Source organism: Frondihabitans sp. PhB161, assembly GCF_003814635.1.
Classification (GTDB): domain Bacteria; phylum Actinomycetota; class Actinomycetes; order Actinomycetales; family Microbacteriaceae; genus Frondihabitans.
This window is the reverse complement of sequence record NZ_RKQW01000004.1, coordinates 217219-231470: the sequence shown is the minus strand read 5'-3', so window position 1 is coordinate 231470 and position 14252 is coordinate 217219. Positions and strand designations below refer to the sequence as shown.

At 67.9% G+C, this 14252-nt stretch carries 11 protein-coding genes; 2 read left to right on the top strand and 9 right to left on the bottom strand.

Annotated features, from left to right (window positions below; translation table 11 throughout):
* Window position 1 precedes the first annotated feature (1 nt).
* Both EDF39_RS15795 and EDF39_RS15790 read left to right on the top strand, forming a co-directional pair.
* Window positions 2–901, top strand: a complete 900-nt coding sequence (locus EDF39_RS15795; protein ID WP_055958842.1) for a hypothetical protein — start codon at window positions 2–4, stop codon at window positions 899–901.
* Window positions 902–905: 4 nt separating this feature from the next.
* Window positions 906–1808: a hypothetical protein gene (locus tag EDF39_RS15790; RefSeq protein ID WP_123944615.1), complete on the top strand. Its 903-nt coding sequence runs from the start codon at window positions 906–908 to the stop codon at window positions 1806–1808.
* A 106-nt stretch (window positions 1809–1914) separates the two neighbouring features.
* Here the strand turns inward: EDF39_RS15790 and EDF39_RS15785 are convergent, their stop codons facing one another.
* The 9 genes from EDF39_RS15785 to EDF39_RS15745 all read right to left on the bottom strand — a co-directional run bounded on the left by EDF39_RS15785 (window position 1915) and on the right by EDF39_RS15745 (window position 14252).
* Window positions 1915–2937, bottom strand: a complete 1023-nt coding sequence (locus tag EDF39_RS15785; RefSeq protein WP_123944613.1) for a PrsW family glutamic-type intramembrane protease — start codon at window positions 2935–2937, stop codon at window positions 1915–1917.
* Between the two features lie 9 nt (window positions 2938–2946).
* Complete coding sequence (gene smc, locus EDF39_RS15780) at window positions 2947–6630, bottom strand: chromosome segregation protein SMC (RefSeq protein WP_123944611.1); 3684 nt, start codon at window positions 6628–6630, stop codon at window positions 2947–2949.
* A 239-nt stretch (window positions 6631–6869) separates the two neighbouring features.
* On the bottom strand, window positions 6870–7478 hold the full coding sequence (locus EDF39_RS15775) for a hypothetical protein (RefSeq protein ID WP_123944609.1): 609 nt from the start codon (window positions 7476–7478) through the stop codon (window positions 6870–6872).
* Window positions 7479–8088: 610 nt separating this feature from the next.
* A complete protein-coding gene (gene mutM, locus EDF39_RS15770; RefSeq protein ID WP_123944607.1) occupies window positions 8089–9051 on the bottom strand; it encodes a bifunctional DNA-formamidopyrimidine glycosylase/DNA-(apurinic or apyrimidinic site) lyase in 963 nt (320 codons plus the stop codon).
* Window positions 9052–9777, bottom strand: a complete 726-nt coding sequence (gene rnc / locus EDF39_RS15765; RefSeq protein WP_055958858.1) for a ribonuclease III — start codon at window positions 9775–9777, stop codon at window positions 9052–9054.
* A gap of 30 nt (window positions 9778–9807) precedes the next feature.
* On the bottom strand, window positions 9808–10011 hold the full coding sequence (gene rpmF / locus EDF39_RS15760; RefSeq protein WP_055958861.1) for a 50S ribosomal protein L32: 204 nt from the start codon (window positions 10009–10011) through the stop codon (window positions 9808–9810).
* A 74-nt stretch (window positions 10012–10085) separates the two neighbouring features.
* On the bottom strand, window positions 10086–10670 hold the full coding sequence (locus EDF39_RS15755; RefSeq protein WP_233573168.1) for a DUF177 domain-containing protein: 585 nt from the start codon (window positions 10668–10670) through the stop codon (window positions 10086–10088).
* Window positions 10671–10681: 11 nt separating this feature from the next.
* Entirely contained in the window at window positions 10682–12976 is a 2295-nt protein-coding gene (locus EDF39_RS15750) for a DUF3488 and transglutaminase-like domain-containing protein (protein ID WP_123944605.1), read from the bottom strand.
* Window positions 12969–14252 carry a DUF58 domain-containing protein gene (locus EDF39_RS15745; protein ID WP_123944603.1) on the bottom strand — a complete coding sequence of 428 codons (1284 nt, stop codon included), beginning with the start codon at window positions 14250–14252 and terminating at the stop codon, window positions 12969–12971. The genes EDF39_RS15750 and EDF39_RS15745 overlap by 8 nt, the downstream gene beginning before the upstream one ends.

Sequence of the window (14252 nt, the reverse complement as noted above, 5' to 3'; positions counted from 1 at the left end):
CGTGGTGCTCACCAAGCGAACACGCGTCCTGCTGGTACTCGGCGGCGTTCTCACGCTCATTGCCACCGGGGTTGTTATTGGCATTCTCTTTCGGCCGACCAACACTCCCCGCGTCACGGCATCCGCGTCACCACATGAGTCCTTCATCCACCTCGCTACCGACACCATGGCGGCGGCCGGCGGCGAATGGACCTTCGACGACAAGAAGACACCGTTTTCACTTCGCGAGGCTCGCAAAGATAAGCCGGAGGAATGTCTCTCGGATTCCTCTGCCGAGCAGTACTCGCTCACCCTCTACGGACCAGCCACAAATACTCCTTCAGAGACAATCAAAAGCATGACCCGCCATTGGCAAGCCCTCGACTACTCAGTAAGGACCGTTGTCGATACGGATGACGCCATCGAGATCGCAGCCGCCGTTCCCGGTGGTTCCGAGATCGGCTATTTCGCGTCGACGGGCACCACATCGATCACCGTGCAGGGCCCATGCGTTGAGGCTGCTCCCACGAGCACGACCAACGCACTGCAGGAGGAATTTCTCGAAAACGTCTCCAAGTCGGTCTCGACGGCCGGCGGCTCGTGGACTTTCGAGAACAAGAAGACGCCGTTTTCCGTGGCGCGGGCTCGAACGCACTCCGCCGCCGAGTGCCTCTCGGACAGCCGGATGGAGCAGTACGACCTCGTACTTTACGGTGACGCCCCCGCCGATCCGCGCGCGGCCTCTGACGCCATGGCGTCCCAGTGGAGCAAGCGGGGGTTCAACGTCACCACGGTCGTCGACAATTCCGACGGCATAGAGATCAGAGCCGACACCCCCGACGGGTCGCTTCTCGATTTTGCGGTCTCGCCCGAACTCAGCTCGCTTCTGTTTCAGAGCGCCTGCACGAGATCGGTCGGGTAACAGAGTGGAACGGAACGGGCGTCGGATCCTTGTCGTCACCGTCAGCACTGTCGCGGCCGTCGCGATCCTGGTAACAGCCGTGGCTGTGTTCCGCAGCACACCGGACAGTCGGGCGACCGTGGCGGAGTCGAAGCAGGCCTACCTGACGCACTTGGAGGAGACAATGGGGGTGGCCGGTGGATCCTGGCTTTTCGAAGACGGCAAGACGGCCTTCTCTCACGAAATAGCCGAGACTTATACGCCAGAGCCCTGCCTGAGTTCGTCGAGCGATGAGTTGCAGTACCAGATCAATACAGTCGGCCCAGGTCGCACCGACGTCGGACACTCGGTCGACCTCGTCACGGCCGATTGGAAACAACGCGGTTACAGTGTGCGGACAGTCGCTCCACCAAACCCAAGCATCTCCGATAACACCGAGATTGCAGCAGACCTGCCGGACGGCGGCACCCTCGTGTACAGCGTCTCGACGAGGCGGAGCAGCATCGACTCACAGAGCCTCTGCTTCGCCGGTGACGCCAGACCCGCCCAGCCGCACGAGGTCTTCCTCGATCACGTGACCGATGCGATCGCGGTATCCGGCGGCCAGTGGACATTCGGAGACAAGACGACGCCGTTCTCTGTTGGTGAAGCCCGCAAAGACAAGCCTCAGGAATGCCTCTCGGATTCATCGGCCGAGCAGTACGACCTCGGCCTTTTCGGACCGGCATCGGACGACCCCGCGAAGACGGTCGACGAGATGACTCGCCATTGGCAGGATCTCGGCTACACCGTCGAGTCTGTAGCCGACACGAGTGACGACATGGAGATCACCGCATCGGTTCCTGACGGCTCGACTCTTAACTTCTTCGCGTCGACCGGCGTCACTTCGCTCATTACGCAGAGCCCGTGCGTGAAGGCGGAGGGGTAGCAGCGCCCTCATTCCGTCTGCCGGTGAGGCACCCCCGAATGGCCAAATAACCCTGAGATGCCACCCCGAAAATGGCCAGGCGGGGGTGCGTCGGCGCGGAGCGGCGTCAGGCGCGAGTGTGCGGGGCGGGCGGCGCCCACGACGGCACGGCCGGGGGCGGGAACGCAGGATCCTGCGGCAGCGAAATCGGGCCTCCACCCGGGGGCGCCGCCAGCCACCACAGCACCCGTGAGTGGAATGCGTGCCGGGCGCGGCGGGCGACTTTGATCCAGATGAGACCGGAGCCGACGATGATGCCCGGGTAAATCACGAGCACGACGAGCGGGGCCAGCACGAGCTGGAGGCGCGGGGGCACGATCTGGAGGAGCCCCGCCGAGGCATCCCAGAGGCCGTGGGCAAAGCTGACGGCGAGGTACGCAGCGATGACAGGCGGACGAACGCGGAACCGGCCATTTTTCGACGCTGCGAACAAGGCCGCACCGAGCAAGGCCGTGTAGAGCGGATGCAGCAGCGGCGTCAGAAGGCCACGCACCGGCACGAGCACGAGGGCCGACAGGATCGGCGTCAGATGGAGTTGCTCGGGCGGGTGCTGGTAGAAGTTGACGGCGTAGGCCAGGTCTTCGAGCGCGGCGAAGCCGAGACCGACTGCTCCGCCGAGAAACAGCCCGTTACGCATGCTCTTGTCTCGGAGCTTGTACGAGACGGCCATGACCGCGATGATCTTCGCGAGCTCTTCGGTGATGCCGGCCAGGGCGAGCACCGTGAGGGTCGGCGCCGATCCCCCACCGGTGAGCTTCAGCACGGAGCTGTCGAGGGTGGAGCCGAGCGCGACCGCGATCAGGCCACCGAGGCCGAAGGCGAGCAACAGGCGCGACAGGCTCATGGTGTCGCGAGGCACGAGTCGGTAGGCCATCGTGTAGACGAACGACGCGGCGACGGTGACGGCTCCGACGAGAAGACCGACCGTGACGGCGGCGCCGTTGTCGAGCAGCAGGCCGCCGACCAGGATCAAGAAAACGAAGAAGACAGCGCCGACGGCGGCGATCCAGAGTCCGCCGAAGCGGCCGATCCAGCGATCGACAGGCTTCTCGCCGACGAGCCAGATCGGCGGTGGCCAGTTGGTGCGCATCACCCGAGGCTAGTCGGCGGTGGGCGCAGGATCCTGACCCCGTTCGGGGCCCGGCCCGCTGACAGCGTCGGCCGCGCCGCCGGCATCGACGGCTGCTGCAGCGGCCACCTGTTGTTTCTCGTCGGGCGATACGACGCGCTGCCCGACGACCGCGGAGACGCCGTCCTGTCGCATCGAGACGCCGTAGAGAGCGTCCGCGATCTCCATGGTGCGCTTCTGGTGCGTGATGACAATGAGCTGCGACGATTCGCGCAGGTCGCGGAAGATCGTCAGCAGCCGCCCGAGGTTGGCGTCGTCGAGCGCGGCTTCGACCTCGTCCATGATGTAGAACGGCGACGGCCGGGCCTTGAAGATCGCGATCAGCAGCGCGACGGCGGCCAGAGAGCGTTCGCCGCCCGACAGCAGCGACAGGCGCTCGATCTTCTTGCCGGCGGGTTTGACCGTGACCTCGATGCCCGTCTCGAGGAGGTTCTCGGGGTCGGTCAGATGAATCGAGCCGCTGCCACCCGGGAACAGGATCGGGAACACCCGGTTGAATGCGTCGTGTGTGTCGTCGAAGGCGCTCTTGAAGATGACCTGCATCTTCTCGTCGATCTCGTCGATGATCGTGAGCAGGTCTTTGCGCGTCGACGTGAGGTCGGTGAGCTGGTCAGTGAGGAACTTGTGGCGCTGTTCGAGCGCAGCGAACTCCTCGAGCGCCAGCGGGTTGACGCGGCCCAGTTGAGCGAGGGTCCGCTCGGCCGCGGCGAGCCGCTTCTTCTGAGCATCACGATCGAAGGGCACGGGTTCGTCGTCTTCGGTGGCACCGGGCACCGGCACACCTGGCCCGTATTCGTCGACGAGCACCGATTCGACGAGACCCAGCTCGGATCCTGCGCGTTCCAGGAGGCTCGAGAGGTGCAGCTTCTTCTCGTAGATCTCCATCTCGAGTCCGTGCACACCCTCGGTGACGGTGTGGAGGCGCTCCCGCAGCTCGCGCTCGTCGCGTCGGAGGGCCGCGAGCTCGGAGTTCTGCTCGGTTCGAGCCGCCTCACGCGCCGCGAGGGTAGCGCGAGCCTCGGCGACGGAGCGATCGACCGCGTCGAGCACGGCGGGGAGCGCGTCGAGCACGCTCGTGGTGGCGACCATCTGACGCTGGCGGACGACTGTCTGCCGGGCCTGCTCCTCGGCGGCGGCGCGTTGCTCGTCGAGCTGCCGCTGCAGGTCTTTCGCCCGGGCCACTTCGGCCCGCACCCGCTCGCGGATCGTCTCGAGCTGGATGCGCTTCTCGATCTCGACGCCGCGTGCGTTCTCGACCTCAGCGAGCACTCCGTCACGCGCCGAGACGTCGAGGATCGGCCTGGGTGTCGAGCTGTACTCGTCGAGCGCGGTCACGGCGGCGACGACTGCCCGCTCGGCCTGGTGCACCGTCTCGGCCGATGCAGCCAGCGAGGCCGACAGGCGCTCCGCCTCGGCCTCGGCGGCCTCGACCTGGGCCCGGAGGCGCCCGGCGCGTTGGCCGTGAGCGGCGACGCGCGATTCGTGCTCGCGCGCGGCGGCCTGCGCCTGCTTGGCCGCGGTGCGCGCCTCGGCGAGTCGCACGCGCGCAGCCTCGAGCAGCGGCCCGACGCGTTCGATCTCGAGGCTGACGGCCGTCAGAGCCTCAGCCGCGGTGTCACGCTCGGAGACGAGTTCGAGACGAGACCGCCCCCCGGCCGAACCACCGCGGACGACGTAGTCGGTGAGCACCTCCCCCGACCTGGTGATGACCGTGAACGCCACGGCCTGGTCGGCCAACGCCGTCGAGGCCGAGCGAGCTGCATCGAGGTCGTCGGCGATCACGGTCGACGACAGGACGCCGAGGATCCCGTCCGGCGCCGTCACGACACTCGTCGCCGAGACGACCCCGGCGGGCAGGGGCACCGCGGTGGCACCGACTCCGCGCCCCGGGGCGGCGACGACGACCTCGACCCGCCCCAGCTCCTCGGCCGTCACGTGCTGGACGGCCCCCACTGCCGCATCGAGGTCGTCGGCGAGGACGGCGTCGGCCACCGAGCCGAGCGCCGCGGCGATGGCGACCTCGAAGCCCGGCTGAATCTGCACGTGTTCGGCCACCAGCCCGCGAACGCCCGGCCGGTCGGCCTTGACGAGCGCGCTGGAGGCGTCTTTCTGGTCGAGGGCCAGCGACAGGGCGCTCGTGCGGGCAGCCAGGGCATCGCGCTCGCGCTCGGCGCGGTGCAGGGTGTCGCGCAACCCGTCGACCTCCTGTTGAGCGGACTGGGCGCTCTCGTCGGCGGCTGCCGAGATCGCCGCGTGATCGGTCTCGGGTCGTGTGGTGACGGATCCTGCGCTTTCGCCTGCTGCTGTGTCGGCATCTGCTGGGTCGACTTCTGCCGTGTCGACATCGGCGAACTCCTCTTCGAGCGCGGCGAACTCGGCGCGGCTCTTCTCGCGCCGGGCCTCGGAGGCCTCCAGCGCATTCGCCTGGCGGAGCTGCTCGCCCTTGACCGCGGCGAGCTTCGACCGGGCGACCTCGACGGCGCTCGAGAGACGCGCCACCCCCAGATCATGCTCGGAGACCAGGGCGCTCTGAGCGGCGATCTCGTCGTCGAGGGAGTCGAGCGAAGCCCGCGACGTGGCCAGCTCGCCGGCAGCCAGCGCCACTGCGACCTCGGCCTCGGCGACGCCCTCCTGCAGGCGTTCGGCCTCGTCGCGCGCGTCGGCCACCATCCCCGACGACACGGTGGTCGCCACACCCGGCGTGTCGGCCTGCTGCGCCAGCAGGGTCAGCTTCTGGTTGGCCAGGCTGGCGAGGCTGCGGAGACGCTCCTGGACGGACTCGAGCCCGAAGGCGACTCGGCGGGCGTCATCAACGGCGTCGCCGACCATGGCCTGCTCGAGCCGCTGCTCCCGGATCTTGTTCTGGTCGAGCTTCTCTTGCAGCACGATGCGCTCGCTCTTGCGCTCGTTCTCGCTGGCGGCCTGCGCCGTGAGAACCGTGCGGAGCCCGACGACCTCATCGGCCAGCAAGCGCGCCCGGGCATCGCGGACGATGCTGGCGATGCCCTGCGCCTCCCGCGCGATCTCGGCTTGACGCCCCAGCGGCTTCAGCTGGCGGCGGATCTCGCCAGCGAGGTCGGACAGCCTGGTGAGGTTCGTCTGCATCGCGTCGAGCTTGCGCAGGGTCTTCTCTTTGCGGCGGCGGTGCTTCAAGATGCCGGCCGCCTCTTCGATGAAGCCGCGGCGTTCCTCCGGCGTGGCGCGCAGAACGGCGTCGAGCTGACCCTGCCCGACGATCACGTGCATCTCGCGGCCAAGCCCCGAGTCGCTCAGCAGCTCCTGGACGTCGAGGAGGCGGCAGTTGTCGCCGTTGATCGCGTACTCGCTGCCACCGTTGCGAAAGAGCGTGCGGCTGATCGTCACCTCGGTGTAGTCGATCGGCAGTGCGCCGTCGGAGTTGTCGATCGTGAGCACGACCTGTGCACGACCCAGGGGGCCACGAGTCGACGTGCCGGCGAAGATGACGTCTTCCATCTTGGCGCCGCGGAGCGTTTTGACGCCCTGCTCCCCCATCACCCAGGCGAGCGCGTCGACGACGTTGCTCTTGCCGGAGCCGTTCGGGCCGACGACGCAGGTGACGCCGGGCTCGAAGGCGAAGGTCGTGGTCTGGGCGAACGACTTGAAGCCCTTGAGCGTGAGGCTCTTGAGGTACACGCCGCCGCCCTTCGGGTCGTTCGCTGGGGCGCGGCCCTGCGCCGCGCGATGCCCCTAGGTTAGCGGCGTGTCGCGGCCTGGCCCGGCGGCTCGCCCCTGCTGCTTCGGAGTTGGCCGATCACGCTTCTCTCGACCCGCTCAGTCGGCTTGCACCCGCACAGGCGGCGTACGCAGCACGCCTAGCCGGAGTGTCCAGGCCGTCCAGGCGGGTCTGCGCCAGCTAAGCGGGTCTGCGCCGGCTAAGCGGGTCTGCGCGGCGCATGTCGATCCGCGCGAGGAACACCGGCGGCGAGCAGACGCCTCGCGAGCTCGTCGGGGTCTCGGGCCACCGCGTAGTCCCAGCGCACCACGACATCGATGTCGGGATGAGCCTCGAGGCGAGCATGCCGACGTTTCTCATCGCGGATCACCTCCGCCGCCGTCCGTCCGAGCATGAATCGCGGGTCTATGTACTTCCACTGTCCGTCGAATTCTCCGATTCGGCGAGCCTGCTCCCAGGAGAAATCGGCGTCGCAGATTTTGCCGCGCGCATCGAAATAGGGCTTCTGCAAGACCGGCGTCGCGATTCCTCGGGTAGCCATGCCCACTCGGCTGAAGCTCTCACCGGGCCATTGCGCCGCCGCCGTCGCGAACTCCAGAGCTGCAAGAGCGCTTCGAGATCTCCTCGCATTGGGCCGCCGCGACAGATGGGTCGCGACCTGATCCTTCGTGAACAACTCCAGTCGCAGCCCTTGATCGAACACCACGACGGCTTCGTCAAAGGGCGAGGTAAGAGCGATGTCGGCTGCGGTGCGGGACGCCGTCGTGATCCACGACCCCTCCCACGCGATCACATCGCCGTGAGTCACGGTGCCAGGCCGACGATGCAAGCTCGATCGTGTCGTACTCGACTGCCTCCGCGGATCGGTGATCTGAACGGCGCGCGGCCACGTGTCCGGAATGGGTAGGCCCCAGATCGCCGCGGCAGACCAATGTGAAATCGCGATGGGGCCCGTCAGCCTTGAGGCAACCGCATGCACTCGCGTGATGTATCGATCTCGTGCCGAAAGCGTGACCCATGTGGACGTGCGGATATACGAACCAGGAACGACCCGCGTCATGAGCCCACGCTCGGACGCCCGACGAAGGTCGCGCGATCCGATGTCAGCGGCCTCGAGGTCGGCGGCGCGGACGACGAGTGGAAGAGGACGTGTCATCGTACTAGCGTTGCGGACTCGGTCGATGGCGCGACTGGACTCGTGCGCGGTGGGGACAAAGCACAACCTGTGGAGACGCGGTACGTCCTGGCCTGGTCCGGGCTGAGCCGCAACGACAGATCCGCTACACCGGCACAGACCCTCACAGCCGGCCTAAACAGCACGCCTAGCCAGGGGGCCTAGGCCGATCGGGCGGGTTTAGGCCGATCGTGCGGGTGTGAACGCCGCGGAGGAAGGCCGCGAGGCGGCGGGACGGCAGGGCTCAGCGCAACCGCTGACACCGCGGGCAGAAGTGGCTCCCGCGGTTCATGAACGACACCCGCTTGATCGGGGTTCCGCACCGCGGGCACGGCTTGCCCTGCTGCCCGTAGGCGTTGAGGCTGTGGGCGAAGTAGCCGGACTGCCCGTTCACGTTGACGTATTGCGCGTCGAAGCTGGTGCCGCCCTCGGCCAGGGCCTTGTAGAGCACGGCACGTATCTCGACGAGGAGCAGCTTCACCCGACTCCGGGTGAGCGACGAGCACGGCTGATCGAAGTGGATCTTCGCCGCCCACAGCGATTCGTCGGCGTAGATGTTGCCGATGCCCGACACGAGCCCCTGGTCGAGCAGGGCACGCTTCACGCCGGAGCCGCGCGACGCCATCCGCGTGAAGAAGGCGTGCTCATCGAACGCCGGGTCGAGCGGATCGCGGGCGATGTGCGCCACCTGGTGCGGTATCGATGAAAGCCAGGGCGCAGGATCCTGGGGCTCGTCGCCCTGCTCGGCGTCGTGGCCCAGCAGCCGCGAACCCGAATACCCCGCCGGCTCGCCGTCAGGAGTGGGCTCGAGGGTGTCGAGGGCCATCGAGCCGAAGATCCGCTGGTCGACGAAGGCCAGGCGGATGTCGCCGTGCGTGGGATGGGCGAGGTCGAGGCGGATGCGAAGGAGGCGGTCGTCGTCGGCGTGGCGTTCGCGCAGGAGCACCTGGCCGCTCATGCCGAGATGAGCGACGAGCGCGTGCGACGTGTCGCCATCGGCCGCTGCAAACGGGAACCAGAGGAACTTGCCCCGACGGACCGCGGAGAGAATCGTCGCCTCGCCCAGGCGGTCGACGAAGTCGTCGACGGGGCCGTCGTGACGACGGAGGCTGCGCGGCTCGAGCACCTCGACACGCTCGATCACGGCGCCGGTGACGGCGGGGTGGAGACCGGCGCGAACGACCTCGACCTCGGGGAGCTCGGGCACCTAGATCTGGTCGGGCGCGGACGGGGGCGTGCTGAGGGTCGTCCACGCTTCGAGGGCCGCAGCCATCTCGGCCATCTTCTTGCTGCTGCCGACGCCGGAGGCGATCTCGTCGGTGCCGAGGCGGACGACGGCGTGAAAGCGCTTGTCGTGATCGGGACCCGAATCGGTGATCACGTAGTTGGGATTGCTCCGCCCCTGCGCCGAAGCCAGCTCTTGCAGGCTCGTCTTCGGGTCCATCGCGGCACCGAAGCGCTCGGGGTCGGCCAGGAGGGGCGCGATGAGTCGCATCACCAGACCGGTCGCGGCGACCGGACCGGCATCGAGATAGGTCGCGCCGATGATCGCCTCGACGGTGTCGGCGAGGATCGACTGCTTGGCCCGCCCGCCGGTCAGCTCTTCGCCGCGCCCGAGTCGGAGGTACTGCCCGAGACCGATGTGCTTGGCGACCTCCGCCAGCGCGACGGTCGAGACGAGGCTGGCACGCCGCTTAGCGAGGTCGCCCTCGTCGAGATCGGGGTTCTCGCGGAACAGCATGACCGTCACGGCCTGGCCGAGAATCGAATCGCCGAGGAACTCGAGGCGCTCGTTGTTGCCGATGCCGCCGTTCTCGTACGCGAACGAGCGGTGGGTCAATGCGAGCTCGAGCAGGTCGGGGGTAATCGCGACGTCGAGGAGCTTAACGAGATCAGCCCGGTCAGAAACGGGTTCTGACACGGGCTGGCTCATGTAGTGATCTTACTGCGAAAGCAGCGAGATTCAGATATCGGCGACCTTGCGGCCCTTGTACTCCATGTACAGAGCGGTGCCGGCGGAGTCTTCGACGACCTTGGCGCGGTGCGGAAGGCTGTAGACGGTCTTGCCGCCTTCGATGGTCTTGACGAGAGTGGCGGGCGTGGCCTTCCACTGCGAACGGCGTGCGTGCGTGTTAGCGCGCGACTGCTTCCTCTTGGGAACGGCCATGACTGTCTCTTCTCTATTTCGTAAGGATTGGGAGCCGGAGGAAATCTACGGCCGTGTCTGCCAGGTGGCAGACGTCAATCGGTTGGCTTGGAGTCGGTGGAGCGTGAAGGTGCCTCGTTTTGCGAGTCTGCCGGCCTCGTCGTATCACCGACGAGCTCGGACAGAGCCGACCAGCGGGGGTCGATCACTTCACGGGGCTGGTAGTCGTCCAGATCTTCGATGCGCTCGCCCGTTTCGGGGTCGAGACCAGGGCAGTCTGGCCGGCAAACCGGTTGGAAGGGCAGTGATAAAACCACTGCATCTCTGACCACGGGTTCAAGATCCACGTGATCGTCTTGAACCGTGTAGTCAAAAGCTTCGTCGTCAGAGTACGCGAAAAGCTCGGCGAAATCGACTTCGACACTCTCGGAGATGGGTTTCAGGCAGCGGCTGCATTCGCCGACGGCCTCACCGGAGACGTGCGCCGACACCAGGATACCCTCGTGCAGACCCTCGACACGGGCATTGACCGTGAGCTGTGCGCCCTCGGGAATTGCGATGACACCCTCACCGAGCTTCGACGGGACAACGACATCGAGTTCGTTCTCGCGCATCTCGCCTGGGCGGCGCATCAGGTCGTACACGGAGACGCTGTACGGAGTCGGGGTGAAATGAGGCACGAGAGACGAGTCTACGCGCCTTCCGCCGTGCGCGGGTGAGCCTGCACGAAGAGACTCCTGGGAACGACCGAAGCACGGGCCCTCTCGAAGCCCGACGATCCCGAGCGCAGCGCGGACAGGATCTCGCGCGCCGACCTCGATGCCTCTTCGCCGGCCGGAACTCCGCCGAAGCGCTCTCGCGAGAGGGCCGCGGTCAGCGTGTCGAGCGCGGCCGCGGCGGAGCTCTGGGCGCCCACACTCGCGAGCAGAACTGTCGCGGTCTGCTGCGGTGTCGCCGCCTGGTCGACGCTGATGCCCAGGTCTCGGGCCGTGTCAATCACCTCGCGCCAGGCCGAAAGAGCCGCGTCGGGCGGACCCTGACCGAGTCGGCGTCGTCGGCGGCCCATCCGCAGCCACCAGGGCAGCGCCAGGACGACGACGAGGGCAGCCACTCCCCCGACGGCAAGCGGCGTTCCACCGATGCCGCCGGCACCGCTGCTCGCGGATGCTCCCGCGGTCGACGAAGGATCCGACGCGGTCGACGTCGGTGTCGCGGCCGACGGGGCCGAGGCGGTCGGCGTCGCGGATGCCGACGGGCTCGCCGGATCGGTGGCCCCGGCGCTGGGTGTCGCCTCGGCGCCTGTCTCTTGCAGATAGCTCGACGTCGTTCCCATGCCGACCGTGGGCTCGAACGGCACCCAGCCGAGGCCCTGGAAGTACAGCTCGGGCCAGGTGTGGAGGTCGTTGCTCGACACCGTCCACTCCTCCCCCGAGCCGACCCTCGTGCCGGGCAGGAACCCCACGGCGATGCGCGAGGGGATGTCGAGAGTGCGAGCCATGACGGCCATCGCCGAGGCGAAGTGGACGCAGTAGCCGCTCTTGCGCTGGAGGAACGTCTCGACCATGTCGAGACCGCTTCCGTCGTATCCCTCGCGGACGGGCGTGTCTTCGGAGTAGCTGAACTCGCCGTTGCGGAAGTAGTTCTGGAGCGCGACGGCGGTGTCGAACGGATTGGCCGAGTCGGCCGTCACTCTCGATGCCAGCCGTGTGATGGAGGCGGGAACGCCATCGACGTCGAGATAGGCGGAGAGGTCGTCGGAGGGCTGTGCAAGCGCACTGACGATCTGCTCACGAGTGGGATCGACCGGACGCGAGGTGACCCGGTAATCGAGCCCCTGGGATCCTTCGCTGGTGCTTCGTACCGTGACGCCGGAGTCGTCGACGTACTTCCAGGCGTCGCTGATGCCGGTGATCTTCGTCGCCGGCACAGGCAGGGGCAGGTAGGGGCTTCGGAGGAGATTCACCGAAACGTCAGTCGTGACGGTGTCTCGGCGCGTCGAGGTGGAGATGCCGGGGGCGGCGGGCAGATCGTCGACCGAGTTGCGGCGGTCGAGCTGGGTGGAGGCCGGACTCCAGCGGGTGCCCGAGAAGTCGACGAGATCAACGAGCTTCAAGTAGTCGCCCTCAGGAGCCGAGCTGCGATAGCTGAGGACCGTGATCGGATCGCCGCGACGCAGGTCGTCACCGAGGTTGATGACCGGGTTGACCCCGGTCGAGATGCCGGTGCCCGACCCGACGCCGGTGATCGGTGCGATGAGCGATGTCGGCAGCAGGCTCGTCACCACGCCCGCCACGACGACGGCGGCGAGCCCCGAGACGACGCCCGCGCGGGACGGTCGACGGCCGCTCGACACGATGAGCAGCGCCAGGTAGCCGACGACGGTGGCCACCACCCACGCCCAGCTCGGCGCTACATCGGGAATGAGCGAGGGAACCACGATGACCACGGCGAAGAGCACGCCGGTGAGCGCCGGCATCTTGCACACCCGTGCGACGACGTCGAGCACCACCGCGGCAGCCGCCACGGCGACGACCACGACGCCGAGCATCGCGTCGCTGACAGCGATGGGCGCCTGATCGGAGACGATCGAGTCTTGCGCCTGAGCGGCGAGGACGCGGACGCGCTCGAGAGTCTCGGCCGTCGGGATGACACCGAGGATCGCCGTTCCGCCCGAGACGACCAGCGTCGTGGCGAGGCCCCCGACGACGAGGCCGGCGAGCGACGCGACCGCAGACGGCCAGTGAGCTGCACGGGCCGCGGCCGACGCCGCGAGAACCGCGGCCGACACCAGCGCGGGAACGAACCACCACACGGCGCCCTGGAAGAGCGGGTGGAGACTGGCGAGCGCGAAGACGAGCGTCAGCCAGAGGACGGCCGAGAGGAGCCAGCGGGCGTGACCCGGCGCGAAACGGTCGGTGGAGTCGACTTTCGACGTGCCGCTGGTCGGAGCCTCTCGACTCTGAAGCGGCGATCGCAGATCAACCACGGAGCACCCCCGGCGTCTGGAGAATGGGTTCGCGGTCGGCATTGGACGCGGTCTCGATCACGCGCCAGCCACTCTCGGCCAGGGCCTTCGCGACATCTCGTGGCGAATCGCGCTCTCGGTCGTCGGGGGTCAGCAGGTCGGCATCGAGGTGCACCACGATTGCCACCCCCGCGACACCCGGCCCCCGTGCGTGACCCAGTCGGTCGAGCTCGGCGGCGGTGAGGCTCGAGACGACGGCCACGACGGGCTCGCGCGGAGCCGCCTCGGGGCTCGGTTCGTCGATCTCGTCGTCCAACACCACGTCGGAGAGGAGTTCGAGGAACATCGGCGTGGTCGACGGGTCGTGCAGGGCGATAGTCGCGCCGTCGAGCGACACCACGCGCGTCTGAGATCCGGCGAGACCGAATTCGACGGCGATCGAGGCCGTCAGCGAAACCGCCCACTCGAAGCCGTCGCTGACCGGAACGCCCGAGCCGAGCGCGGGATGCCAGTCGCGCCAGTGCAACCGACCGACCGGAAGGATCACGCGGACGCTCGGGAGTCCGTGCTGCTCCTCCTGCCGCACCATGAGCTCACCCTGCCGCGCAGTCGCGCGCCAGTGCACACGCCGCATCGGATCGCCGCGCCGGTACTCCCGGGTGATCGGGTCGTCCTGGCCCCCGGCGAGACTGTGGTCGCGACGCTGTCGAGCACCCTCGCCGAGCGAACGGGATTCGCGCCCGCCGCCCACACCCACGACCTCCGGAAACACCAGCAACTCGTCTCGCCCCGGCACGGCGAGACGGCGCCGAGCCAGGCCGAACGTCTCGATGACGTCGACCAGCGTCGGACCGACGCGGTGCCTCCCGCGGGGCAGATCGACGTGCTCGAAGACCACGCGGGCAAGACCGCCCGGCTCGATGACCATGGCGACGGCTTCGAAGGGCGCCATGATGCGCCAGGGCACGGTTTCTCGCACGCGGACCGCTACGGATCCTGAAGCCGAAGGCGCCGTGAGCGTGATCGTCTCGACGACCGACCAGCCCGCGACAGCACGATCGGGGGTGAAGTGCCGGGTGACCACCACGCGTGGCGCCGACACGGCGACCGACACGACGGACGCGACGACGAGGGCAAGGAGCACGACGCCCGCGAAGACCAGCGGCATGGCGGCCAGCACGTAGCCGACGACGGCCACGACGAGACCCGCGACGATCGCGAGCGTGCCGCGACGGGTCGGGAGGGGCCAGGATCCCGCAACCGCGACCAGGCGCGCGGGGACGGTCGGGCGGCGCAC

What these genes read in the sequence shown, in the direction of transcription:
- rnc (WP_055958858.1), bottom strand. Translation starts at nt 9,777, where the DNA reads ATGAGCCAGCCCGTGTCAGAACCCGTTTCTGACCGGGCTGATCTCGTT.
- EDF39_RS15785 (WP_123944613.1), bottom strand. Translation starts at nt 2,937, where the DNA reads ATGCGCACCAACTGGCCACCGCCGATCTGGCTCGTCGGCGAGAAGCCT.
- rpmF (WP_055958861.1), bottom strand. Translation starts at nt 10,011, where the DNA reads ATGGCCGTTCCCAAGAGGAAGCAGTCGCGCGCTAACACGCACGCACGC.